This window comes from Streptomyces sp. CA-111067, assembly GCF_050956065.1.
Classification (GTDB): Bacteria; Actinomycetota; Actinomycetes; order Streptomycetales; family Streptomycetaceae; genus Actinacidiphila.
Genome location: NZ_CP192103.1, coordinates 6860913 through 6884425 on the forward strand (window position 1 = coordinate 6860913; position 23513 = coordinate 6884425).

A 23513-nucleotide genomic window follows, 5' to 3' on the forward strand; every position below is an offset into this window, starting at 1 on the left:
GTGACTGCGCCAGGTGTCCGGCGTCCCCCATGTGGTTACACACAGTAGAAGGACCCTACCCCTGAGTGACGGATCTGGTGTATCGTCCCGAATGGGGGACACGTCGCGGCCGTGCGGAACCGGCCGCCTCGGTGTGGACGACTTACACGTAAGGGGGGCGACGGGCGATGTACGGCCAATGGAGAATCCCGATCCCGACCACCAGCGCGGCGGCACCGTGAGCTCCACCGGGGCGGTGATCGTCCGGCCGTCGGCACCCGGGGGCGGCCGGTCAGGACTGCTGCCCCAACTCCTGGTGGCGCTGCTTTGCGGCGGCTACACCACCGGTGCCACGCTCGGCTGGGGCTCCGGCGAAGTCGCCACCGTCATGGGCGACTTCGGGCTCTCCGCCGCCGCTGCCGCCGCCACCGTCTCCTCGCTGCTCTACGCCCGTAAGGTCGGCGGCAGCAACCGGCCCGCCTGGCTGCTGTTCGCGGTCTCCTCCGCGATGGTCTCGCTGGGCAACGGCATCTGGGGCTGGTACGAGGTGGTGCTGCGCCGCCCGGTGCCGCAGACCTCCGCCGCCGACTTCTGCTTCCTGATGTTCGCGCCGCCGGCCATCATCGGCCTGCTGGTGCTCGCCAAACGGCCGGTGACCAGAGCCGGCTGGGTGTGCCTGGCGCTCGACTCCTGGCTGATCGGCGGCTCGCTGCTGACGCTGTCCTGGAGCCTGGCGCTGGCGCACACGGCGCAGTGGGACGGCCCGAGCACCGCGCGCACCGCGCTGTCGCTGGCCTATCCGCTGCTGGACATCGTGCTGGTCAGCATGGTGCTCGCGCTGCACTTCCGGCGCTCGGCGGCCAACCGGGCCGCGGTCAACACCGCCATCGCCGCCTTCGCGCTCACCGTGCTGTGCGACGCGCTGTTCACCTCGCCGATCCTGCGCGAGCACTACCGCTCCGGCCAGATCCTGGACGCGGGCTGGTTCGCCGGCAGCATGCTGCTCGCCTACGCGCCCTGGGTCGGCCCGCGCGAGCAGCCGCTGCTGCGGCCCGGCACCGCCACCCGCAAGGTCACCGGCTCGCTGGCCGCCCTCACCCCGTACCTCGGCGCCGCGGTCTGCACTTTGGGCATCCTCTACAACGTCATCACCGGCCAGACCTGCGACCGGGTGGTGCTCTTCACCGGCTGCACCGTGGTGCTCGCGCTGGTCGTACGGCAGGGCATCATGCTGCTCGACAACATCGCCCTGACCCAGGAACTGGCCCAGAAGGAGAACCACTTCAGGTCGCTGGTGCAGGGGTCGAGCGACGTCATCATGATCGCCGCGCCCAGCGGGATGCTGCGCTACGTCAGCCCGGCCTCGCAGGGCGTCTACGGCAGGGATCCCGAGGAGCTGATCGGCACCGAGCTCTCCGCGCACATCCACCCCGAGGACCTGGGCCGGGTGCTGCACGAGGTGCGCCGCTTCCTGGCCGCCCAGCCGGGCGAGGAGCCCGCCACCCGGATCGAGTGCCGGATCCGCTCCGGCCACTCCGGCGCCGGCAGGGACGGCTGGCTCAGCGTCGAGTCCAGCGTCAACCGCTACCAGGGCGGGCTGATCTTCAACAGCCGGGATGTCACCGAACGGGTCAGGCTCCAGGCCCAGTTGCAGCACAACGCCTCGCACGACCCGCTCACCGACCTGCCCAACCGGTCGCTGTTCACCGACCGGATCGGCCGGGCGCTCGGCGGCCGGCGCGCGGACGACGGCCTGGCCGCGGTGCTCTACGTCGACCTCGACGGCTTCAAGAAGGTCAACGACACCGTCGGCCACCAGGCAGGGGACGAGCTGCTGGTACAGGCCGCCCGGCGGCTCCAGGACGGGCTGCGGGCCGGCGACACCGCGGCCCGGCTCGGCGGCGACGAGTTCGCCGTGCTGATCCCCGGCGCCGGACAGGGCGCCGACCCCGCCGTGCGCGAGGACCAGATCAGGGAGATCGCCGACCGGCTGCGGATCGCCCTCTCCGCGCCCTACCGCGTCGAGGGCGGCCAGGTCAGAGTCGGCGCCAGCATCGGCATCGCGTTCGCCGAGCCCGGCAGCACGGCCGGCGAGCTGGTGCGCAACGCCGACCTCGCGATGTACCGGGCCAAGCAGTCGGGCAAGGGCCGGGTCGAGCTCTACGCGCCGCAGATGCAGGCCGACGTCGTGCGCCGCACCGAACTGGCCGGACGGCTGCATTCGGCGCTGCACGAGGGCGAGTTCGCGCTGCTGCACCAGCCGGTGGTGGACCTGGCCTGCGGCCGGGTCACCGGCGTGGAGGCGCAGGCCCGCTGGCGGTCGGCGAAGGGCATCCTGTTCACCCCGGCGGAGTTCCTGCGGGCGGCCGAGGACACCGAGCGCACCGCCGAGCTCGGCTCCTGGCTGCTGGAGCAGGCGGTGGAACAGGCGGGCTTACGCTACGGCGCCGGCCACCGGATCCCGGTCACCGTACGGATCCCGGCCCGGCGCCTGCTGAGCCGCGACCTGCCCGCCGAGGCCGTCGAGCGGCTGCTGGACCGGCACGACCTGCCGCCCGGCGGACTGCTGCTCGAACTGACCGGCGGCGACCCGCGGATCGCCCTCGACGAGCTGGAACGCCGGCTGTCGGCGCTGCGCCGGCTCGGCGTACGGGTGATGCTCGGCGGCTTCGGCAGCGGCTACGGGGCCCTGTCGGTGCTGTGCGGCCTGCCGGTGGACGCGATCAAGCTGGACCGCGGCTTCGTGGAGGGCGTGGCGGAGTCCGGCCGGCTGCGCAAGGTCACCCGCGGGCTGCTGCGGATGGCCGCCGACCTGGGCGTCCCGGCGGTCGCCGACGGCGTGGACCGCCCCGAGCAGGTCCACGTGCTGCGCGACCTGGGCTGCGGCCAGGGCCTGGGGATGGCGTTCTCCGGGCCGCTGGACGAGCACCGGCTGCGCGGCTCGCTGACCCGCGGCGGCTATCCCGTGCCCCGGCAGGCACCACGGGAACAGGTCAGGACGGGCGGCATCCCGCTGCCCGCCAGCCGCTCACATAATGAGACGCGTGTCCCACCGGCTTGACACTCGGAAGGGTCCGGGAGGAAGGTCAGGGCCATGCGCACCCGAATTCTCGTACTTGGAAAGCGCGTCGGCTGACCGAGGCCCTCTCCGCCTCGAATTCACGCACCCGACGCGCTCCCCTCGCCTGCCTCCCGGCACGAGGGGTTTTTTGTTGTCCGGCACCAAGCCGACACCCTCAGCACCCCCCATCTTCGAGAGAAGAGAACGCAGATGACCGAGCAGGCCAACGGCCCCCACCATCCGCAGCCGCGGACCCGCAGCGCGGCGCCCGCCGCGGCGCCCGAGCGCATGACGGGCGCACAGTCCCTCATCCGCTCCCTCGAGGCCGTCGGCGCTGACACGGTATTCGGCATCCCGGGCGGTGCGATCCTGCCGGCGTACGACCCGCTGATGGACTCCGCCAAGGTCAGGCACGTCCTGGTCAGGCACGAGCAGGGGGCGGGGCACGCCGCCACCGGCTACGCGCAGGCCACCGGCAAGGTCGGGGTGTGCATGGCGACCTCGGGCCCCGGCGCGACCAACCTGGTGACGCCGATCGCCGACGCCCACATGGACTCGGTGCCGATCGTCGCCATCACCGGCCAGGTCGCCTCCAAGTCGATCGGCACCGACGCCTTCCAGGAGGCGGACATCTGCGGCATCACCATGCCGATCACCAAGCACAACTTCCTGGTCACCGACGCGGCCGACATCCCGCGCACCATCGCCGAGGCGTTCCACATCGCCGGCACCGGCCGGCCGGGACCGGTGCTGGTGGACATCGCCAAGGACGCGATGCAGAACGAGACCACCTTCTCCTGGCCGCCGCAGCAGGAGCTGCCCGGCTACCGCCCGGTGACCAAGCCGCACGCCAAGCAGATCCGCGAGGCGTCCCGGCTGATCAACGAGGCCAGGCGCCCGGTGCTGTACGTCGGCGGCGGCGTGATGAAGGCCCGCGCCACCGCGGAGCTGCGGATCCTCGCCGAGCTGACCGGCGCCCCGGTCACCACCACCCTGATGGCGCTCGGCTCGTTCCCCGACAGCCACCCGCAGCACGTCGGGATGCCCGGCATGCACGGCGACGTCACCGCGGTCACCGCCCTCCAGAAGGCCGACCTGATCGTCGCGCTCGGCGCCCGCTTCGACGACCGGGTGACCGGCCGGCTCGACACCTTCGCGCCCAACGCCAAGATCGTGCACGCCGACATCGACCCGGCCGAGATCTCCAAGAACCGGGTCGCCGACGTGCCGATCGTCGGTGACGCCCGCGAGGTGCTGGCCGACCTGATCGTCGCCGTCCAGGCCGACCACGAGGCCGGCCGCAAGGGCGACTACAGCGGCTGGTGGGACCACCTGAACTTCTGGCGCAACACCTACCCGCTGGGCTACGACCTGCCGGCCGACGGCAGCCTGTCCCCGCAGCAGGTCATCGAGCGGATCGGCCAACTGGCCCCCGACGGAACGCTGTTCGCGGCCGGTGTCGGCCAGCACCAGATGTGGGCGGCGCAGTTCATCAAGTACGAGCAGCCCGGCACGTGGTTCAACTCCGGCGGCGCCGGCACCATGGGCTACGCCGTTCCCGCCGCGATGGGCGCCAAGGCCGGCCGGCCGGAGGCCACCGTGTGGGCGATCGACGGCGACGGCTGCTTCCAGATGACCAATCAGGAACTGACCACCTGCGCGCTGAACAACATCCCGATCAAGGTCGCCATCATCAACAACGGCGCCCTGGGCATGGTCCGCCAGTGGCAGAACCTGTTCTACGGCGAGCGGTTCTCCAACACCGTGCTGCACTCCGGCGCGGAGAACGTGCCCGGCTCCACCCGCGGTGTCGGCTCGGTGAAGAACCTCGGCACCCGGGTGCCGGACTTCGTCAAGCTGTCCGAGGCGATGGGCTGCGTCGGGCTGCGCTGCGAGTCGCCCGACGAGCTGGACGCGGTGATCGCCAAGGCGAACTCCATCAACGACCGCCCGGTGGTGGTGGACTTCATCGTGCACGAGGACGCGATGGTCTGGCCGATGGTGGCCGCGGGCACCTCCAACGACGAGATCATGGCCGCCCGCGACGTCCGGCCGGACTTCAGCGATGACCTGGACGACTGACCCGCACGCGCACCCGCACACGGCTGACGGCAGAGAGAAGGCACGAAGCGACATGTCCAAGCACACGCTGTCCGTCCTGGTGGAGAACAAGCCCGGTGTCCTGGCCAGGATCACCGCGCTGTTCTCCCGGCGCGGCTTCAACATCGACTCCCTCGCGGTCGGCACCACCGAGCACCCCGAGATCTCCCGCATCACCATCGTCGTCAACGTGATCGACGAACTCCCGCTGGAGCAGGTCACCAAGCAGCTCAACAAGCTCGTCAACGTGCTGAAGATCGTCGAACTCGACCCCGCGGCGGCCGTGGCACGTGAACTCGTCCTGGTGAAGGTGCGGGCCGACAACGAGACCCGCTCGCAGATCGTGGAGATCGTCCAGCTGTTCCGCGCCAAGACCGTGGACGTGGCACCGGAGGCCGTCACCATCGAGGCCACCGGCGCCGCCGACAAGCTGGAGGCGATGCTCAAGATGCTGGAGCCGTACGGCATCAAGGAACTCGTCCAGTCCGGCACCATCGCCGTCGGACGCGGCGCCCGTTCCATCACCGACCGCAGCCTGCGCGCGCTGGACCGCTCGGCGTAATCCCGCCGGGCCGGCGCCCGCCGCACATCCGTATCGCGAGACCCCGAAACCCGCTCAGGACCAGCCGTCGTACGGTGGCCCGGAGTACCCGAACCAAGGAGAGACCCGAAGTGGCCGAGCTGTTCTACGACGACGACGCCGACCTGTCCATCATCCAGGCCCGGAAGGTCGCGGTCATCGGCTACGGCAGCCAGGGCCACGCCCACGCGCTGTCGCTGCGTGACTCCGGTGTCGATGTGCGCGTCGGCCTGCACGAGGGGTCCAAGTCCAAGGCGCAGGCCGAGGAGCAGGGCCTGCGCGTGGTGACGGTGGCCGAGGCCGCCGCCGAGGCCGACGTCATCATGATCCTGGTGCCCGACCCGATCCAGGCCCGCGTCTACGAGGAGTCCATCAAGGACAACCTCAAGGACGGCGACGCCATCTTCTTCGGCCACGGCCTGAACATCCGGTACGGCTTCATCAAGCCGCCGGCCAACGTGGACGTGTGCATGGTCGCCCCCAAGGGCCCCGGCCACCTGGTCCGCCGGCAGTACGAGGAGGGCCGCGGCGTCCCGTGCATCGCGGCCGTCGAGCAGGACGCGACCGGCAAGGCGTTCCCGCTGGCCCTGGCGTACGCCAAGGGCATCGGCGGCACCCGCGCCGGGGTCATCAAGACCACCTTCACCGAGGAGACCGAGACCGACCTCTTCGGCGAGCAGGCGGTGCTCTGCGGTGGCACCGCGGCGCTGGTCAAGGCCGGTTTCGAGACCCTGGTCGAGGCCGGCTACCAGCCGGAGATCGCGTACTTCGAGTGCATGCACGAGCTCAAGCTCATCGTGGACCTGATGTACGAGGGCGGCCTGGAGAAGATGCGCTGGTCGGTCTCCGAGACCGCCGAGTGGGGCGACTACGTCTCCGGCCCGCGGATCATCAACGAGGGCACCAAGGCCGAGATGAAGAAGATCCTCGGCGAGATCCAGGACGGCAGCTTCGCCAACAACTGGATCGCCGAGTACAACGCCGGCCTGCCGAAGTACAACGAGTACAAGAAGGCCGACGAGAACCACCTGCTGGAGACCACGGGCCGCAAGCTGCGCAAGCTGATGAGCTGGGTGGACGACGAGGCGTAGTCCTCGCGGGCGGGCCGGGGGGCCGGTTCCCCTGGTTCTCCGTCGCTTCGTACAAGGCCGTCCTGACGCCATTCGGACGGCCTTTGTACGAAGCGACGCAACCCCTGCGGGTGATCCTTCCATTTCGTCGAAGGCGCCGCTTCAACCCCTGGATACACTGCCTTAACAAGCGCGTCAGGCTCACAGCGTCGTGCGTCTTCCACGCGGCATGCCAATCCCGCCCTCCCCGGAGCGGCCCCACGGGACCGGCCGCCCCCGCAGGAACAAGTGAGGACCACGTGAGCCAGAAGCCTGTCGTACTCATCGCAGAAGAGCTGTCGCCCGCCACGGTGGACGCCCTCGGCCCGGACTTCGAGATCCGGCACTGCAATGGCGCGGACCGAGCCGAACTGCTGTCCGCGATCACCGACGTCGACGCCATCCTGATCCGCAGCGCCACCAAGGTGGACGCCGAGGCCGTGGCCGCCGCGGCCAAGCTCCGGGTGGTCGCCCGCGCGGGCGTCGGCCTGGACAACGTCGACGTGGCCGCCGCGACCAAGGCCGGCGTGATGGTCGTCAACGCGCCGACCTCCAACATCGTCACCGCCGCCGAGCTGGCCTGCGGCCTGCTGATCGCCACCGCGCGGAACATCGCGCCGGCCAACGCGGCGCTGAAGAACGGCGAGTGGAAACGCAACAAGTACACCGGCGTCGAGCTGAGCGAGAAGACCCTCGGCGTGGTCGGCCTCGGCCGGATCGGCGTGCTGGTCGCGCAGCGGATGGCCGCCTTCGGGATGAACATCGTCGCGTACGACCCCTACGTGCAGCCGGCCCGCGCCGCCCAGATGGGCGTGAAGCTGCTGACCCTGGACGAGCTGCTCGCCGCGTCCGACTTCATCACCGTGCACCTGCCCAAGACCCCCGAGACGCTCGGCCTGATCGGGGACGAGGCGCTGCACAAGGTCAAGCCCTCGGTCCGGATCGTCAACGCCGCCCGCGGCGGGATCGTGGACGAGGAGGCGCTCGCCTCGGCGCTCAAGGAGGGCCGGGTGGCCGGCGCGGGCCTGGACGTCTACGCCAAGGAGCCGTGCACCGACTCGCCGCTGTTCCAGTTCGACAACGTGGTGGCCACCCCGCACCTGGGCGCCTCCACCGACGAGGCGCAGGAGAAGGCCGGCATCGCCGTGGCCCGCTCGGTGCGGCTCGCGCTGGCCGGCGAGCTGGTGCCGGACGCGGTCAACGTCCAGGGCGGCGTCATCGCCGAGGACGTCAAGCCCGGTCTGCCGCTGGCCGAGAAGCTGGGCCGGATCTTCACCGCGCTGGCCGGCGAGGTCGCCGCCCGGCTCGATGTCGAGGTCTACGGCGAGATCACCCAGCACGACGTCAAGATCCTGGAGCTCAGCGCGCTCAAGGGCGTCTTCGAGGACGTCGTGTCCGAGACGGTGTCGTACGTCAACGCGCCGCTGTTCGCGCAGGAGCGCGGCGTCGAGGTGCGGCTGACCACCAGCTCGGAGTCGCCGAACCACCGCAACCTGGTCACCGTCCGCGGCACCCTGGCCGACGGCACCGAGGTAGCGGTCTCCGGCACGCTGGCCGGCCCGAAGAACATCCAGAAGATCGTCGCGGTCGGCGACAAGGACGTGGACCTGGTCCTGGCCGACCACATGGCGTTCCTGCGCTACACCGACCGCCCCGGCATCGTCGGCACCCTCGGCCGGATCCTCGGCGAGGTCGACGTCAACATCGCCGGCATGCAGGTCGCCCGCGCGGCGGCCGGCGGCGACGCGCTGGTGGCCCTCACCATCGACTCCTCCATCCCGGCCGGCGTCCTCACCGACATCGCCTCGGAGATCGGCGCGACCTCGGCGCGCGCGGTGAACCTGACCGACTGACGTATACGATCCGCTGCCGGGCGCGGCCCGGTCCCGGCGTCAACACCAGCGTCGCCCCTCACTCTTTCGGGGGGCGGCGTTGTCGTTTCCTGGCGATACTCTGGTCATCGCGGACAGAATCCCGTCCATGGGAGGAATCATGACTGCTGAACCGCTGCCGGCCTGGGCTTACCCCCCGCCGGGCGGATTCACCGCGGACGATCTCGACCGCATCCCCGATCTCCCGCCGCACACGGAGCTGATCGACGGGAGCCTCGTTTTCGTGAGTCCGCAGAAGAGTTTTCATTCGCTGGCCATCGACCTGCTGGCCTACGCGCTGCGGCGGCAGGTTCCGGAGGATCTGCGGGTGCGCCGGGAGATGACCATCACGCTGGACCGGTCCAACCGGCCCGAGCCCGACCTCGTCATCGTGAACGCGCGGGCGGTGCCGTCGGCCGATCACGACGAGACGAACTACCCGGCCGCCGAGGTCGTGCTGGCCGTGGAGGTCGTCTCACCCGAGTCGGCCTTGCGGGACCGGGAGCGCAAGCCGCAGCTGTATGCCCGGGCGGGCATCCAGCACTTCTGGCTGGTGGAGAAGTCGCGGGGCGGCCGGCCCACGATCCATGTGTACGAACTGGATCCGGTCCTCGGCCAGTACGCCGTCACGGGCATCCACCACGACCGGCTCAAGCTCGCCGTCCCCTTCACCATCGACATCGACCTCACCGAGATCGACCACATGTAGGTCGGCACTGGTTCCCTGCCGCCACCGCGGCCGGGGACCGGTTTCAGAGCCGGGCGGCCTTGAGGGCCATGTGGAGCAGCAGCCGGGACTCGCCGTCGGACAGGTCGAGCCCGGTCAGCTGCTCGATCCTCGACAGCCGGTAGTAGAGGGTCTGGCGGTGGATGGCCAGGGCGGTGGCCGTGCGGCCCGCCTGGCCGGCGTGGTCGAGGAACGCCTCAGCGGTGTGGGCGAGTTCGCGGTGCGCCGGGGTGAGCAGCGGGGCCACCGACGGGTCGGGGGGCGCGTCGGCGGGCAGCGCCGTCAGCAGCCGGTACGGGCCCAGGTTGGACCACTTCGCGATCGGTCCGAGCAGCGGCTGCGCGTGCGCCGCGCGGGCCGCCGCGGCCGCCTCCCGCCAGGCGCCGGGAAGTTCGGCCAGCTCCTCGCGGGCCGCGCTCACCCCGGCGACGGCCTCCGGCAGGCCGGCCGCGTCGAGCAGCCGGGCCGCCGCGGTGCGGGCGGTGGCGAGTAAATGCGTGGACCGCAGCCGTACCAGCAGCGCCACCACCTGCACCGGCTCGCCGCGCGGCCGGTCGGGCAGCCGGCAGAGCGCCGCGGCGCCCGGCAGCGTCCGCACCCCGGGCAGCTCCTCGTCGCCGCCGCCGTAGAGATCCTTGCCGGCCGGCGGCCGGACGCAGACCAGGGCGTGCGGCTCGTCCGCGTCCGGGCCGAGCGCCGAGCGCAGCGCCTCCTCGGCCGGGTCGCGGGCGGCCCGCGAGCCTGCGGTGAGCAGCAGCCGCAGCGCCCGCCCGCTGTCGGCGCCGGCCCGGGACGCGGCGGCCAGCCGGGCGCCGATCCGGGCCGCGACCGCCATCGCGGCCTCCAGCTGGGCGGGGGAGTGCTCGGCCTCGTCGAGCAGCCAGACATAGCCGTAGACCACGCCCGCGTGCCGCACCGGCAGGCACAGCCGGCCGAGGAAGACCCCCGCCGTGGGGGCCGCCGGAATCCGCACCGGCCCGGTCGCGCGGGCGATGCCGAAGCGCTCGAACCACGCTCTGACCTCGGCTGTCGAGCGCCGGGTGAGGATGGACCGGGTGCGCACCGGGTCCATCGCGGAGTCGTCCTCGCTGTCGTGCACCCCGAAGGCGATCAGCCGGAAGTCCCGGTCCTCCAGCGTGGCCGGCGCACCGAGCAGTGCCGACACCTCGTCCACCAGTTCCTGGGGATCGTCACCGTAGTCATCACGCACCCCACCATTCTCCCTCATACATCTGTATGAGGGACGGACCCCGAATGCATGACAGGTGTCGATGGTCCAGCGGGTAGGCGAATCCTAGATTCGCCGGAGTACCGGAAACACGACCGGCACGTGAAGTACCGGAACCATCCGCACCGCCCAGGAGGACCCCGTGCTCGGTCCCGTGTTGCTCGCCGCCGCCCGCAGCGACCGCATGCGCCGCGTCGTCGCCGCCGCGCCCGTCACCCGCCCCGTGGTGAACCGCTTCGTCGCGGGCGACGAACTGCACCGCGCGATGGACGCGGTCCGCACCCTCACCTCGTCCGGCCTGGACGTCACCCTCGACCACCTCGGCGAGGACGTCCACGACCGGGCCACCGCGCACGCCACCCGGGACGCGTACCTGCGGCTGCTGGAGACGCTGCGCGACCAGAAGCTGGCCGCCCGCGCCGAGGTCTCCGTCAAGCTGTCGGCCTTCGGCCAGGCGCTGCCCGACGGCGGCCACGACATCGCGCTCGACGGGGTACGCCGGGTGGCCGAACTCGCCACCGAGATCGGCACCACCGTGACGCTGGACATGGAGGACCACACCACCGTGGACTCCACCCTGGCCGTGCTGCACGAGCTGCGCCGCGAGCACCCGTCCACCGGCGCAGTCCTCCAGTCGTACCTGTTCCGCACCGAGGACGACGCCCGCGCGCTGGCTACCGCCGGCTCCCGGGTCCGGCTGGTGAAGGGCGCCTACAAGGAGCCCGCCGGTGTCGCCTTCCAGGACAAGCGGGACGTGGACAAGGCGTACGTCCGCGCGCTGCGCACGCTGTTCGCCGGCGACGGGCACCCGATGGTCGGCTCGCACGACCCCCGGATGATCGCCATCGCGCAGGAGCTGGCCGCCCGCCACCACCGCGGGCCCGGCACCTACGAGTTCCAGATGCTCTACGGCATCCGCACCGCCGAGCAGCGGCGCCTCGCGGACGAAGGCGAACGTATGCGCATCTACGTGCCGTACGGCGCAGACTGGTACGGGTACTTCATGCGGCGGCTCGCCGAGCGCCCGGCGAACCTGGCCTTCTTCCTCCGCTCCTTCGCGCCCACCGGTCGCTGAATCCCGATCCGCACCTCTCACAAGGAGAAACGCTTCATGGACGCTGTGACCCAGGTCCCCGCGCCGGTCAACGAGCCGGTGCACAGCTACGCCCCCGGCAGCCCGGAGCGCGCCCGGCTCGAAGCGAAGCTCAAGGAGCTGGCCGGCGCCCCGGCCGACCTGCCGATGTTCATCGGCGGCGAGCAGCGGATGGGCGGCGGCGAGCGCGTCGACGTCGTCCAGCCGCACAACCACGGCGCACGCCTGGGCAGCTACGCCGACGCCACCACCCAGGACGCGGAGGACGCGGTGGCCGCCGCGCTCGCCGCCGCCCCCGCCTGGCGCGCGATGGCCTTCGACGACCGGGCCGCGATCATCCTGCGGGCCGCCGAACTGCTGGCCGGGCCGTGGCGCGAGACGCTGGTGGCCTCCACCATGCTCGGCCAGTCCAAGACCGTGCAGCAGGCCGAGATCGACAGCCCCTGCGAGCTGGTGGACTTCTGGCGGTTCAACGTGCACTACGCCCGGCAGATCCTGGCCGAGCAGCCGGTGGCCAACGCGCCCGGGGTGTGGAACCGGCTCGACCACCGCCCCCTTGAGGGCTTCGTCTACGCCATCACCCCGTTCAACTTCACCGCCATCGCCGGCAACCTGCCCACCGCGCCCGCCCTGATGGGCAACGTGGTGGTGTGGAAGCCGTCGCCGACCCAGACGCACTCCGCGGTGCTGGTGATGAAGGTGCTGCGCGAGGCCGGGCTGCCCGACGGCGTGATCAACCTGGTCACCGGCGACGGCGTCGCCGTCTCCGAGGTCGCGCTCACCCACCCGGAGCTGGCCGGCATCCACTTCACCGGCTCCACCAGGACCTTCCAGTACCTGTGGCGGACGGTCGGCGAGAACATCGAGCGCTACCGCTCGTACCCGCGGATCGTCGGCGAGACCGGCGGCAAGGACTTCGTCGTCGCGCACCCGTCGGCCGACCCGGCGATCCTGAAGACCGCGCTGACCCGTGGCTCCTTCGAGTACCAGGGCCAGAAGTGCTCGGCCTCCTCGCGCGCCTACCTCCCGCGCTCGATCTGGGACGGCGGCTTCAAGGAGGAGTTCGCGGCCGAGGTGGACAGCATCACCATGGGCGACGTCACCGACCTGTCGAACTTCGCCGGCGCGCTGATCGACGAGCGGGCCTTCGCCAAGAACAAGGCCGCCATCGACCGGGCCAAGGCCGACCCGACGGTCGAGGTGGTGGCCGGCGGCACTTACGACGACTCGGTGGGCTGGTTCGTCCGGCCGACCGTGCTGGTGTCCACCGACCCGGACAACGAGATCTTCCGCGAGGAGTTCTTCGGGCCGGTGCTCGGGGTGTACGTCTACGAGGACGCCGATTTCGACGCGATGCTCGACCAGATGGAGTCGGTCTCGGACTACGCGCTGACCGGCGCGGTCATCGCGCGGGACCGGGCCGCGGCGGCCTCGGTGATGGAGCGGCTGCGGTACGCGGCCGGCAACTTCTACATCAACGACAAGTCCACCGGCGCGGTGGTCGGCCAGCAGCCGTTCGGCGGCGGCCGGGCGTCCGGCACCAACGACAAGGCGGGCGCGGCGCAGAACTTGATGCGCTGGACGTCCACCCGGGCGATCAAGGAGACGCTGGTGCCGCCGACCGACTACCGGTACCCGCACCAGGGCTGATCCGGCCCGCATCTCGCCGCCCCGGGGCCCGCAGCGGCCGGGCCCCGGGACCGCCGTCGAGAGCGGCCGTCCGGGCGGCTTCCGGGCGGCTTCCGGGCCGGTCGGGTGATCGTCTGTCTCAGATAGTAGGAAGTCCGAGTAATTGTGGCGACAGGACAGCGGTGCTGTCCTACGTTTGTATGCAGCCGAACGTCTCGCCCCATCGGGTGAGCGGCGGATCGAGCCAGGCGCCTCCGAGCGGGTCACCCCCGCCGCGCGTGCTCTCCGCCCCGTTCTGTGGTGACCGCCCTCTCCTCCGATTTTCCCCTGGAGTTGATCCCCATGGACGACGCCGCCCGTGAAAACGCGATGAAGGCCCTGCAGCGCTCCCTCGACCGCCGTGACAACGGCGGCAGCACGGGGCACGAGCGCCGGTAGCGCTCCCCGCCCCCCATCGCCCTGCCGCCACCGGGCCTTGTCCGGCATGCGGACACACATGTCATGTGCTGGGACGCGGAGTAGGGTTCCGGCATGTCTCGCACCCTCAGCCTCGCAGTGATCCCCGGTGACGGAATCGGCCAGGAAGTCGTGACGGAGGGACTCAAGGTCCTCGCCGCGGTCCTTCCCCAGGACGTCAAGCTGGAGACCAGGGAGTTCGACTTCGGCGCCAAGCGCTACCACGCGACCGGCCAGACCCTCACCGACGACGACCTCGACCAGCTGAAGGCGCACGACGCCATCCTGCTCGGCGCGATCGGCGACCCGTCGGTGCCGTCCGGTGTCCTGGAGCGCGGGTTCCTGCTCAAGCTGCGGTTCGCCTTCGACCACCATGTGAACCTGCGCCCGAGCCGGCTGTTCCCCGGTGTCGGCACCCCGCTGGCCGGCTCGCCGGAGATCGACTTCGTGGTCGTCCGCGAGGGCACCGAGGGCCCGTACACCGGCAACGGCGGCTCGATCAGGACCGGCACCCCGCACGAGGTCGCCACCGAGGTCAGCCTGAACACCGCGTTCGGCATCGAGCGGGTGGTCAGGGACGCGTACGCCCGCGCCCAGGCCAGGCCGCGCAAGAAGCTCACCCTGGTGCACAAGAACAACGTGCTGGTGCACGCCGGCCACCTGTGGACCCGGATCTTCGAGGCCGTCGGCCAGGAGTTCCCCGACGTCAGCACCGACTACCTGCATGTGGACGCGGCGACCATCTTCCTGGTCACCCAGCCCGAGCGGTTCGACGTGATCGTCACCGACAACCTCTTCGGCGACATCATCACCGACCTCGCCGCGGCCGTCTCCGGCGGCATCGGCGTGGCCGCCAGCGGCAACATCAACCCCGGCCGCGAGTTCCCGTCCATGTTCGAGCCGGTGCACGGCTCCGCGCCGGACATCGCGGGCCAGTCCAAGGCCGACCCGACCGCCACCGTGCTCTCCGTCGCGCTGCTGCTGCGGCACCTCGGGTACGAGGCCGAGGCCGCCAGGATCGACGCCGCCGTCCAGGCCGACCTGGCCGAGCGCGGTACGCAGGGCGCCCGCTCGACGGTCGCCATCGGCGACGCGCTCGCGGCCCGCGTATAGGACCCCGGCCCCACCACTGCGATAATCAGAGGTGGGGCCGCGCCGCGCGTCGATACTTGGACGTCCTAGCATTCGCTCGGGACGACCCGGCGCCTCCCACGGCCAAACGGTGAACACGGTGAAGGACACAGAGATGACGAACCCGACCATCGAGTTGAAGCCCTCGGCGCACCCGCTGTCCGAGGCCGAGCGCGACGCGATCCTGGCCGCCCCCGGGTTCGGCCGGTTCTTCACCGACCACATGGTCACCATCCGCTGGACCGAGGGCCGCGGCTGGCACGACGCCGAGCTGGTGCCGTACGCGCCGCTCTCGCTCGACCCGGCGAACATGACGCTGCACTACGCGCAGACGATCTTCGAGGGACTCAAGGCGTACCGGCAGCCCGACGGCAGCGTGGCCACCTTCCGCCCGGAGGCCAACGCGCTGCGCTTCCAGGCGTCCGCCCGGCGGCTGGCGATGCCCGAGGTGCCGGTGGAGACCTTCATCGAGGCGTGCGACGTGCTGGTCAAGCAGGACAAGGCGTGGGTGCCCGGCACCGGTGAGGCGTCGCTGTACCTGCGGCCGTTCATGATCGCCACCGAGACCGGGCTCGGGGTGCGGCCCGCGTCGGAGTACCTGTTCCTGGTGATCGCCTCCCCGGCCGGCGCCTACTTCTCCGGCGGGGTCAAGCCCGTCTCGGTCTGGCTGTCCGAGGAGTACGTGCGGGCCGCCCCCGGCGGCACCGGCGCGGCCAAGACCGGCGGCAACTACGCGGCCTCGCTGGTCGCCCAGGCGCAGGCCATCGAGCACGGCTGCGACCAGGTGGTCTGGCTCGACGCGATCGAGCGGCGCTGGATCGAGGAGATGGGCGGGATGAACCTGTACTTCGTGTACGGGGACCGGATCGTCACACCCGAGCTGAGCGGCTCGCTGCTGCCCGGGATCACCCGCGACTCGCTGCTCTCCATCGCCGCGGACCTCGGCTACGAGGCGGGGGAGGGGCGGATCAGCGTGGACGACTGGAAGCAGGCGAACGAGGACGGGTCGCTGACGGAGGTCTTCGCCTGCGGAACGGCCGCGGTGATCACCCCGGTCGGCTCGGTGAAGTCCACCCGCGCGAACTGGACGGTCGCGACCGGCGAGCCCGGCCCGGTGACGATGCGGCTGCGCGAGGCCCTGCTGTCCCTGCAGTCCGGCTCCGCCCCCGACCCGCACGGGTGGATGCACCCGCTGGGCGAGTAGCCCCGGTGTGACCGAATCGTGAGATCCCCCCATGGGGGAGCAGAACCTGTGGCAGACTGCTGGCGTGTCCTCGAACGCCATGATTATCGGCCGCAGGCACGCCGGTCCGCAGTGACGCGACCCTGACCCAAGTGGAACGTCACCCGCCTTGACCCGCGTGCAGACCTCTCGCATCCGCGAGGGGTCTTTTCGTTTCCCGGCCCACCCGCGCCGGAGGCGAAGCCGCACGAGGGCGCTGGGCGCGCCCCGGAATCCCGTCACCGGGCCGGAGGCCCCACTCACCCGACAGGAGTTACGACTGCCATGACCGCCGAACTGGACGACAGCTTCCACGTCTTCGACACCACGCTGCGCGACGGCGCCCAGCGTGAGGGGATCAACCTCACCGTCGCCGACAAGCTGACGATCGCCCGGCACCTGGACGACTTCGGGGTGGGATTCATCGAGGGCGGCTGGCCCGGCGCCAATCCCCGCGACACCGAGTTCTTCGCCCGGGCCGCCAAGGAGCTCGACTTCAAGCACGCCACCCTCGTCGCCTTCGGCGCCACCCGCAGGCCGAACGCGGTCGCCGCGCAGGACCAGCAGGTCAAGGCGCTGCTGGAGTCCGGCGCCCCGGTGATCACGCTGGTCGCCAAGTCGCACGACCGGCATGTGGAACTGGCGCTGCGCACCACGCTGGAGGAGAACCTGGAGATGGTCCGGGACACCGTCTCCTACCTGGTCGAGCAGGGCCGCCGGGTGTTCGTGGACTGCGAGCACTTCTTCGACGGTTACCAGGCCAACCCCGGCTACGCCACCAACGTCGTACGCGCCGCGCACGAGGCCGGCGCCTCCGTCGTCGTGCTGTGCGACACCAACGGCGGGATGCTGCCCGCGCAGGTGCAGGCCGTCACCGGCCTGGTGCTCGCCGACACCGGCGCGCGGCTGGGCATCCACGCGCAGGACGACACGGGCTGCGCGGTCGCCAACACCCTGGCCGCGGTGGACGCCGGCGCCACCCACGTCCAGTGCACCGCCAACGGCTACGGCGAGCGGGTCGGCAACTCCAACCTCTTCCCGGTGGTCGCCGCGCTGGAACTCAAGCACGGGCGGCGGGTGCTGCCCGAGGGCGCGCTCATGGAGATGACGCGGATCTCGCACGCCATCGCCGAGGTCGTCAACCTGCCGTCCTCCACGCACCAGCCGTACGTGGGCGTGTCCGCGTTCGCGCACAAGGCGGGGCTGCACGCGTCGGCGATCAAGGTCGACCCGGACCTGTACCAGCACATCGACCCCGAGCGGGTCGGCAACACCATGCGGATGCTGGTGTCCGACATGGCCGGACGCGCCTCGATCGAGCTCAAGGGCAAGGAGCTCGGGATCGACCTCGGCGACGACCGCGAGCTGGTCGGCCGGGTGGTGGCCCGGGTCAAGGAGCGCGAACTCCTCGGCTACACGTACGAGGCGGCCGACGCGTCCTTCGCGCTGCTGCTGCGCGCCGAGGTCGACGGCAGGCCCCGCCGGTTCTTCCGGATCGAGTCCTGGCGCGCGATCACCGAGGACCGCCCCGACGGCACGCACGCGAACGAGGCGACGGTGAAGCTGTGGGCCAAGGGCGAGCGCACGGTGGCCACGGCGGAGGGCAACGGCCCGGTCAACGCGCTCGACCGCGCACTGCGGGTGGCGCTCGAACGGATCTACCCCCAGCTGGCCACGTTCGCCCTGGTGGACTACAAGGTCCGCATCCTGGAAGGCCGCTCGGGCACTGACTCCACGACGCGCGTCCTGATCACGACGACGGACGGCACGGGCGAGTGGTCGACGGTGGGGGTGGGCGAAAACGTGATCGCCGCTTCCTGGCAAGCCCTGGACGACGCCTACGCCTTCGGCCTCCTGAGCGCCGGCCTCACCCCGGAGGAGTAGCCCCCGGGCCCCCGACCCAGCTCCGCGGGCGCTCCCGGCTGCGCCCGGCCTTTGCCCCGGCCACGCCCGGGCTTTTTAGGGGCGCGGGGAACTGCGCGACAAGCCACGACGGTGGCGCGCCTCACCACCGGCCCCAAAGGGGCAGTTGCTGTAGTTTCCCGGCCACCGGCCGGTGGGGGCTGGTCGCGCAGTTCCCCGCGCCCCTGGTGATGCCGGGGTACATCGCTCCCGCGCCCCTGGTGAGGCCGGGGGCTCCCGCGCGGGGTACGGCTGTGCTGGGCGCCGGTCACCCCAGGGGCGCGGGGAACTGCGCGACCACTCCATCACCGAGCGGTGGGTCCGGGGACGGCCGCAACTGCTGCTCCGGGCCGGTGAAGGCTCGTGGGTTGACTTCAAGTGGGGTTGAGGCGCGAGGGTGGCGGGATGGTTGGGGTGAGGGTTGGGCGGGGGGTCGTGGCCGCCTCCTATCGGGGGCTGTTCGCGCATCAGGGGTTTCGGCGGCTCATGCCGGCGCTCGCCGCATCGGACCTCGGCGACGGCATGAGCCTCGTCGCCGTCACCTGGCTCGCCGTGCTGATCGCACCGCCCGGCCGGGCCGGGCTCTTCGTCGGGGCGGCGGTCGCCGCGTACGCGCTGCCGGGGGCCGCCGGCGCGCTGGTGTTCGGGCGGCTGCTGCGCCCGCTGCCCGCGCGGCGGCTGCTCGCCGCGGACAGCACGCTGCGCGCCGTGCTGCTCGGCTGCGTCCCCCTCGCGTGGGCCACCGGCCTGCTGCACCCCGCGGTGTACGTGGCCCTGCTGGCCGGCTCCTCCGTCCTGCACGCCTGGGGCGGAGCCGGAAAGTACGGGCTGCTGGCCCGGCTGCTGCCGCCCGAGGACCGGCTGGCGGCCAACGCGCTGGTCAGTTCGAGCACTTCGGCCGCCCTCATCGTCGGCCCGGCCCTCGCCGGACTGCTGGTCGCGCTGATCAGCCCGGCCTGGATCATCGGCCTGGACGCCGCCTCGTTCGCACTGCTCGCCGTCCAGGCGGCCCGGATCGGCGACACCGACGCGAAGACCGTCGCCCCGGTGGACACCACCCGCTCCGCCGCCGGCCTCCGCGCGCTGCGCGGGCAGCCGGAACTGCTCGGCGTGCTCGGCCTGACCTGGCTGTTCTTCTTCCTCTACGGCCCGGTCGAGGTGGCCCTCCCGCTGCACGTGACGCAGGACCTGCACGCCTCGGCCCGTCTGCTCGGGCTGTACTGGGCCCTGTTCGGCGTCGGCGCCATCCTCGGCGGCCTCGCCGCCGGCACGCTGCGGCGGCTGCCGCTGTGGCCGGTCACGCTCGGCATCGTCGCGGGCTGGGGCGCGGCCCTGCTGCCGTTCGGGCTGGGGGCGCCGCCCGCCGTCACGGTGAGCTGCTTCGCGCTGGGCGGGGTGATCTACGGGCCGTTCACCGCGCTGTCGTACACGCTCTTCCAGGACCGTACCCCCGCTCAGTGGCTGACGACCGTGCTGGCGTTCCGCGGTGCCGCCCTGCTCACCGCCTCGCCGGTGGGCACCGCGCTCGGCGGCCCGCTGGTCGCCGCGCTGGGGCCGCGCGCGGTTCTGGCCTGGTCGGGAGCGGCGACGGTCGCGCTCGCCGCCGCGGCGGCCCTGATCCGGGCCCGCGCGGCGGCCCGCGGCCGGGGCAGCCGGGAGGGCGCGACCTCTGGCGGACGCGCGTAGATGTCGGGCACACTCCTCATGCGCCACCTGCACACCCCCCACCTCAGCGGAACCAGCAGGAGGAAATCGCATGAACAATGGCATGCCCATGACCGCAATGCCGACCCCGGCCGGCACCGGAGCCCCGGCCGGCACCGTCCCGGCCACCGACGGCCCGGCCCGCCGGCTGCGCGGCCGCTCCGTGCTCAGCGCCCTCGCCCTCGTCCTGACCGTGGTCTTCGCCCCGGGCGTCGGCATCGCCTCGTCGCACAACGCCTACGCCGTCACCAAGCTCAGCCAGGCCCAGGCGGAGAGCATGTTCCGCGCGGCCGGCATCACCTGGTCGTCCTCCGGCGGCTGCACCAACCGCGCCAACTCCACCTGTACGTCGTTCGCCCAGCTCAACCAGGCCACCGCCCAGGGCGCCGTCACCCTCAAGCACGCCAGCGGCTGCGCGATCAACATCACCGGCGGTACCGAGGTCGGCCACGCCAGCGGCACCTACTCGCACTACAACGGCTACAAGCTCGACTACGGCAAGAACACCTGCCTGACCAACTACGTGCACAACAACTTCAGCTACATCGGCCTGCGCGGCGACGGCTACCCGCAGTGGCAGGCCGCCTCCGGCAACATCTACGCCGACGAGGGCACCCACTGGGACGCCCTCTACTACAACTGCGGCGGCTGCTGACCGACCCGGCGACCCGCTACGCCCCGGCCCGGGCCACCCGCCCCGCGCCGGGGCGTACTCGGGTACCGGCGGCCTACCGCTGGGTAGGGGTGCTCAGGCGTTCGCCCGGCCACCGAACTACCGTCGTCCGTATGGGGAATTTCGCCGGGACACTGATCGGGCTGCTGGGGGCCGCGCTGGGGGTGACGACCACGCCGCGGGACCGGCGGCGGTCCGAACGGGTCGCGGAGGGGGTGTTCCCCGGCCGGCTGCGGGTGGTGTCGGCGCGCACGCTGTTCCCCGCCTCGGCCGGCTCCGAGGTGCTGTTCGGGCTGGACGACGACCCGGACGCCGTCGTCAGGGTGCTGGCGGGCGGCGCGGAGCCCACCGCCGCATCGGTACGGCAGGCCGTCGCCGACGCGCAGGCCAAGGCGCAGCGCTGGCGCACCCTGAACGCGGCCTTCGCGGACGGCTGCACATCGCCTCCCGGGAGGCGACCATGCCGTACCTGCCGCCACGCCGGCGGTCCGACGAGGAGGTGGTGGCCTGGGTGCGGAACGTGGTGCTGGCCGAGAGCACCGTATGGGTCGCGGAAGACGGCGACACCGGCCGGATCGTCGGTTACGCGGCGCTCGAAGGCGACATGCTCGACTCGCTGTACCTGCTGGCCGACGCGCGCCGGCAGGGCATCGGCAGCCGGCTGCTGGCCGAGGTCAGGTCGGCCGTGCCGGGGGAGCTGCGGCTGCACGTGTTCCAGCGCAACACCGACGCCCGGGCCTTCTACACGCACCACGGCTTCACGGTGCTGGACATGAGCGACGGCTCGCGGAACATGGAGAACGAACCGGACATGACGATGCGGTGGGCGCCGGTGACCAACAGCACACGTACTGACCGGTAACGTAGCGGTCGCCACGGTCATAGGGTGAGCGCCGTACGTTCCGCACCGCGCTCGTACGCGTCGCCGCGCCCTCCGGCCGGCGGCGTCCACCAGCCCCGACCCACCACCGGGAGTACCGCATGCGCTCGGCGAAGGACTTCTTCCGCCCGCTGGCTGTGGGGGCGCCCGCCCCCGTGCGTGAAGTACCGGCCCTGCCGTCACGGATGATCCACTTCTTCGACCCGGGCAACCCGAGGATGGCCGCGAAGGTGCCGGCCCTGGCCCCGCAGGTGGACGTGCTGCTGGGCAATCTGGAGGACGCCGTACCCGCCGACCGCAAGGAGGCCGCCCGGGCCGGCCTGGTGGACATCGCCAGGGCGACGGACTTCGGCGACACCCAGCTGTGGACCCGGATCAACAGCCTCGACTCACCCTGGGCGCTGGACGACCTGCTCACCCTGGTCACCGAGGTCGGCGGCAAGCTGGACGTCGTGATGGTGCCCAAGGTGGAGGGCGCCCAGGACATCCACTACGTGGACCGGCTGCTCGCCCAGCTGGAGGCCAGGGCGGGGCTGCGCCGCCCGATCCTGGTGCACGCCATCCTGGAGACCGCCGCCGGCGTGGCGAACGTCGAGGAGATCGCCGGCGCCAGCCCCCGGATGCAGGGCATCTCGCTCGGCCCGGCCGACCTCGCCGCCAGCCGCCGGATGAAGACCACCAGGGTCGGCGGCGGCCACCCCGGCTACCTGGTCCGCGAGGACCCCGCGGCCGACGACGCGCCGCGGGCCACGTACCAGCAGGACCTGTGGCACTACACGATCGCCCGGATGGTCGACGCCTGCGCGGCGCACGGCATCCTGCCCTACTACGGGCCGTTCGGCGACATCCAGGACCTGCTGGCCTGCGAGGACCAGTTCCGCAACGCGTTCCTGCTCGGCTGCGTCGGTGCCTGGACGCTGCACCCGGCGCAGATCGCGGTCGCCCGCCGGGTGTTCTCGCCCGCGCCGCAGGACGTGGCCTGGGCCCGCCGGGTGATCGACGCGATGGGCGACGGCACCGGCGCGGTGATGATCGACGGCAAGATGCAGGACGACGCCACGTACAAGCAGTGCCAGGTGGTCGTGGGCCTCGCGGATGCGCTCGCCGCCCGCGACCCCGAGCTCGCCGAGACCTACGCCGCCGCGCAGAAGGCCGGCCAGGAGGACGACGCCCGATGACCGACACCAGCGACAGCAACAACAGCGGCGACGCCCCCCGCCCCCGCCGGTCCGTGCTGTACATGCCGGGCGCCAACGAACGCGCCCTGGAGAAGGCCAAGACACTGCCCACCGACGCGCTGATCCTCGACCTGGAGGACTCCGTCGCGCCGGACGCCAAGGCCGAGGCCCGGGAGCGGGTGCATGCCGCCGCGGCCGGCGGGGAGTACGGCTACCGCGAGGTGGCCATCCGGGTCAACGCGCCCGGCACCCCCTGGCACGCCGACGACATCAGGGCCGCCGCACAGGCCGGCCCGGACGCCGTGGTGGTGCCCAAGGTCGACTCGCCCGACACCGTCCGCCGGATCGTGGCCGCCCTGGAGGCGGCCGGCGCCCCGGACCGCACCGCCGTCTGGGCGATGATCGAGACGCCCGCGGCGATGTTCGACGCCCGGGCCATCGCCGCCGCCTCCGACCGGCTCACCGTCCTGGTGATGGGCACCAACGATCTGGCCAAGGAACTGCACGCCGAGCACGTGCCGGGCCGCGCCCCGCTGCTCACCGGCCTGTCGCTGGCGCTGCTCGCGGCCCGCGCGACCGGGAAGGCCATCTTGGACGGTGTCTACAACGACGTCCAGAACCTGCCAGGCTTCGAGGAGGAGACCCTCCAAGGGCGGCAGCTCGGCTTCGACGGCAAGACGCTCATCCACCCCCGCCAGCTCGAACCCTGCAACCGGATCTTCGCGCCCGCGCCTGAGCAGGTCGAGCACTCCCGGCGGATCATCGAGGCGTTCGATCAGGCCACGTCACAGGGGCGCGGGGTGGTCACGGTGGACGGCAGGATGATCGAGAACCTGCACGTGGAAGAGGCCAGGCGGGTACTGGCCACGGCCGCCGCGGTAGCGGGCCGCTGACCCTTTCGGCGGCCTCCGACACCGCTTCCGCGGGCCCCCACGGGCCCGCGGGGGCGACGGTGTCCACCTGCGCGTCTGTAGAGACCCGCCATGAAGC

At 71.8% G+C, this 23513-nt stretch carries 18 protein-coding genes; 17 read left to right on the forward strand and 1 reads right to left on the reverse strand.

Features of this window, described 5'->3' with window-relative positions; all coding sequences use genetic code 11:
• Positions 1 to 178 precede the first annotated feature (178 nt).
• The 6 genes from ACQPW6_RS30370 to ACQPW6_RS30395 all read left to right on the forward strand — a co-directional run bounded on the left by ACQPW6_RS30370 (position 179) and on the right by ACQPW6_RS30395 (position 9409).
• Entirely contained in the window at positions 179 to 3040 is a 2862-nt protein-coding gene (locus ACQPW6_RS30370; protein WP_433892898.1) for a putative bifunctional diguanylate cyclase/phosphodiesterase, read from the forward strand.
• 210 nt (positions 3041 to 3250) lie between these two features.
• Positions 3251 to 5122, forward strand: a complete 1872-nt coding sequence (locus ACQPW6_RS30375) for an acetolactate synthase large subunit (RefSeq protein ID WP_433892899.1) — start codon at positions 3251 to 3253, stop codon at positions 5120 to 5122.
• Between the two features lie 52 nt (positions 5123 to 5174).
• Positions 5175 to 5702 (forward strand): acetolactate synthase small subunit, encoded by a 528-nt coding sequence (gene ilvN, locus ACQPW6_RS30380; protein ID WP_433892900.1) that lies wholly within the window; start codon positions 5175 to 5177, stop codon positions 5700 to 5702.
• A 110-nt stretch (positions 5703 to 5812) separates the two neighbouring features.
• Positions 5813 to 6811: a ketol-acid reductoisomerase gene (gene ilvC / locus ACQPW6_RS30385; protein ID WP_433892901.1), complete on the forward strand. Its 999-nt coding sequence runs from the start codon at positions 5813 to 5815 to the stop codon at positions 6809 to 6811.
• A 278-nt stretch (positions 6812 to 7089) separates the two neighbouring features.
• Positions 7090 to 8682: a phosphoglycerate dehydrogenase gene (gene serA / locus ACQPW6_RS30390; RefSeq protein ID WP_433892902.1), complete on the forward strand. Its 1593-nt coding sequence runs from the start codon at positions 7090 to 7092 to the stop codon at positions 8680 to 8682.
• Between the two features lie 139 nt (positions 8683 to 8821).
• Positions 8822 to 9409, forward strand: a complete 588-nt coding sequence (locus ACQPW6_RS30395) for a Uma2 family endonuclease (RefSeq protein ID WP_433892903.1) — start codon at positions 8822 to 8824, stop codon at positions 9407 to 9409.
• A gap of 43 nt (positions 9410 to 9452) precedes the next feature.
• On the opposite strand, the gene ACQPW6_RS30400 is transcribed toward ACQPW6_RS30395, so the two are convergent.
• Positions 9453 to 10655, reverse strand: a complete 1203-nt coding sequence (locus ACQPW6_RS30400) for a PucR family transcriptional regulator (RefSeq protein ID WP_433892904.1) — start codon at positions 10653 to 10655, stop codon at positions 9453 to 9455.
• Positions 10656 to 10797: 142 nt separating this feature from the next.
• Here ACQPW6_RS30400 and ACQPW6_RS30405 point away from each other — a divergent pair, with 142 nt between their 5' ends.
• The 11 genes from ACQPW6_RS30405 to ACQPW6_RS30455 all read left to right on the forward strand — a co-directional run bounded on the left by ACQPW6_RS30405 (position 10798) and on the right by ACQPW6_RS30455 (position 23416).
• The gene (locus tag ACQPW6_RS30405) at positions 10798 to 11730 is read left to right on the forward strand and encodes a proline dehydrogenase family protein (RefSeq protein WP_433892905.1); all 933 of its coding nucleotides are present in this window, start codon (positions 10798 to 10800) and stop codon (positions 11728 to 11730) included.
• Between the two features lie 36 nt (positions 11731 to 11766).
• Entirely contained in the window at positions 11767 to 13398 is a 1632-nt protein-coding gene (gene pruA, locus ACQPW6_RS30410; RefSeq protein WP_433892906.1) for an L-glutamate gamma-semialdehyde dehydrogenase, read from the forward strand.
• A gap of 279 nt (positions 13399 to 13677) precedes the next feature.
• Positions 13678 to 13815 carry a hypothetical protein gene (locus tag ACQPW6_RS30415; protein ID WP_433894806.1) on the forward strand — a complete coding sequence of 46 codons (138 nt, stop codon included), beginning with the start codon at positions 13678 to 13680 and terminating at the stop codon, positions 13813 to 13815.
• 93 nt (positions 13816 to 13908) lie between these two features.
• The gene (locus ACQPW6_RS30420; RefSeq protein ID WP_433892907.1) at positions 13909 to 14946 is read left to right on the forward strand and encodes a 3-isopropylmalate dehydrogenase; all 1038 of its coding nucleotides are present in this window, start codon (positions 13909 to 13911) and stop codon (positions 14944 to 14946) included.
• Positions 14947 to 15079: 133 nt separating this feature from the next.
• Complete coding sequence (locus ACQPW6_RS30425; RefSeq protein ID WP_433892908.1) at positions 15080 to 16168, forward strand: branched-chain amino acid aminotransferase; 1089 nt, start codon at positions 15080 to 15082, stop codon at positions 16166 to 16168.
• Positions 16169 to 16471: 303 nt separating this feature from the next.
• A complete protein-coding gene (gene cimA, locus ACQPW6_RS30430; RefSeq protein ID WP_433892909.1) occupies positions 16472 to 18070 on the forward strand; it encodes a citramalate synthase in 1599 nt (532 codons plus the stop codon).
• A gap of 423 nt (positions 18071 to 18493) precedes the next feature.
• A complete protein-coding gene (locus tag ACQPW6_RS30435; RefSeq protein ID WP_433892910.1) occupies positions 18494 to 19774 on the forward strand; it encodes an MFS transporter in 1281 nt (426 codons plus the stop codon).
• 166 nt (positions 19775 to 19940) lie between these two features.
• A complete protein-coding gene (locus ACQPW6_RS30440; RefSeq protein ID WP_433894709.1) occupies positions 19941 to 20447 on the forward strand; it encodes a hypothetical protein in 507 nt (168 codons plus the stop codon).
• 478 nt (positions 20448 to 20925) lie between these two features.
• Complete coding sequence (locus ACQPW6_RS30445) at positions 20926 to 21327, forward strand: N-acetyltransferase family protein (RefSeq protein WP_433892911.1); 402 nt, start codon at positions 20926 to 20928, stop codon at positions 21325 to 21327.
• 119 nt (positions 21328 to 21446) lie between these two features.
• Entirely contained in the window at positions 21447 to 22523 is a 1077-nt protein-coding gene (locus tag ACQPW6_RS30450) for an HpcH/HpaI aldolase/citrate lyase family protein (protein WP_433892912.1), read from the forward strand.
• Positions 22520 to 23416, forward strand: coding sequence for an HpcH/HpaI aldolase/citrate lyase family protein (locus tag ACQPW6_RS30455; protein ID WP_433892913.1), 897 nt, complete (start codon positions 22520 to 22522; stop codon positions 23414 to 23416). Before ACQPW6_RS30450 ends, ACQPW6_RS30455 begins: the two co-directional genes overlap by 4 nt.
• Positions 23417 to 23513: the final 97 nt, after the last annotated feature.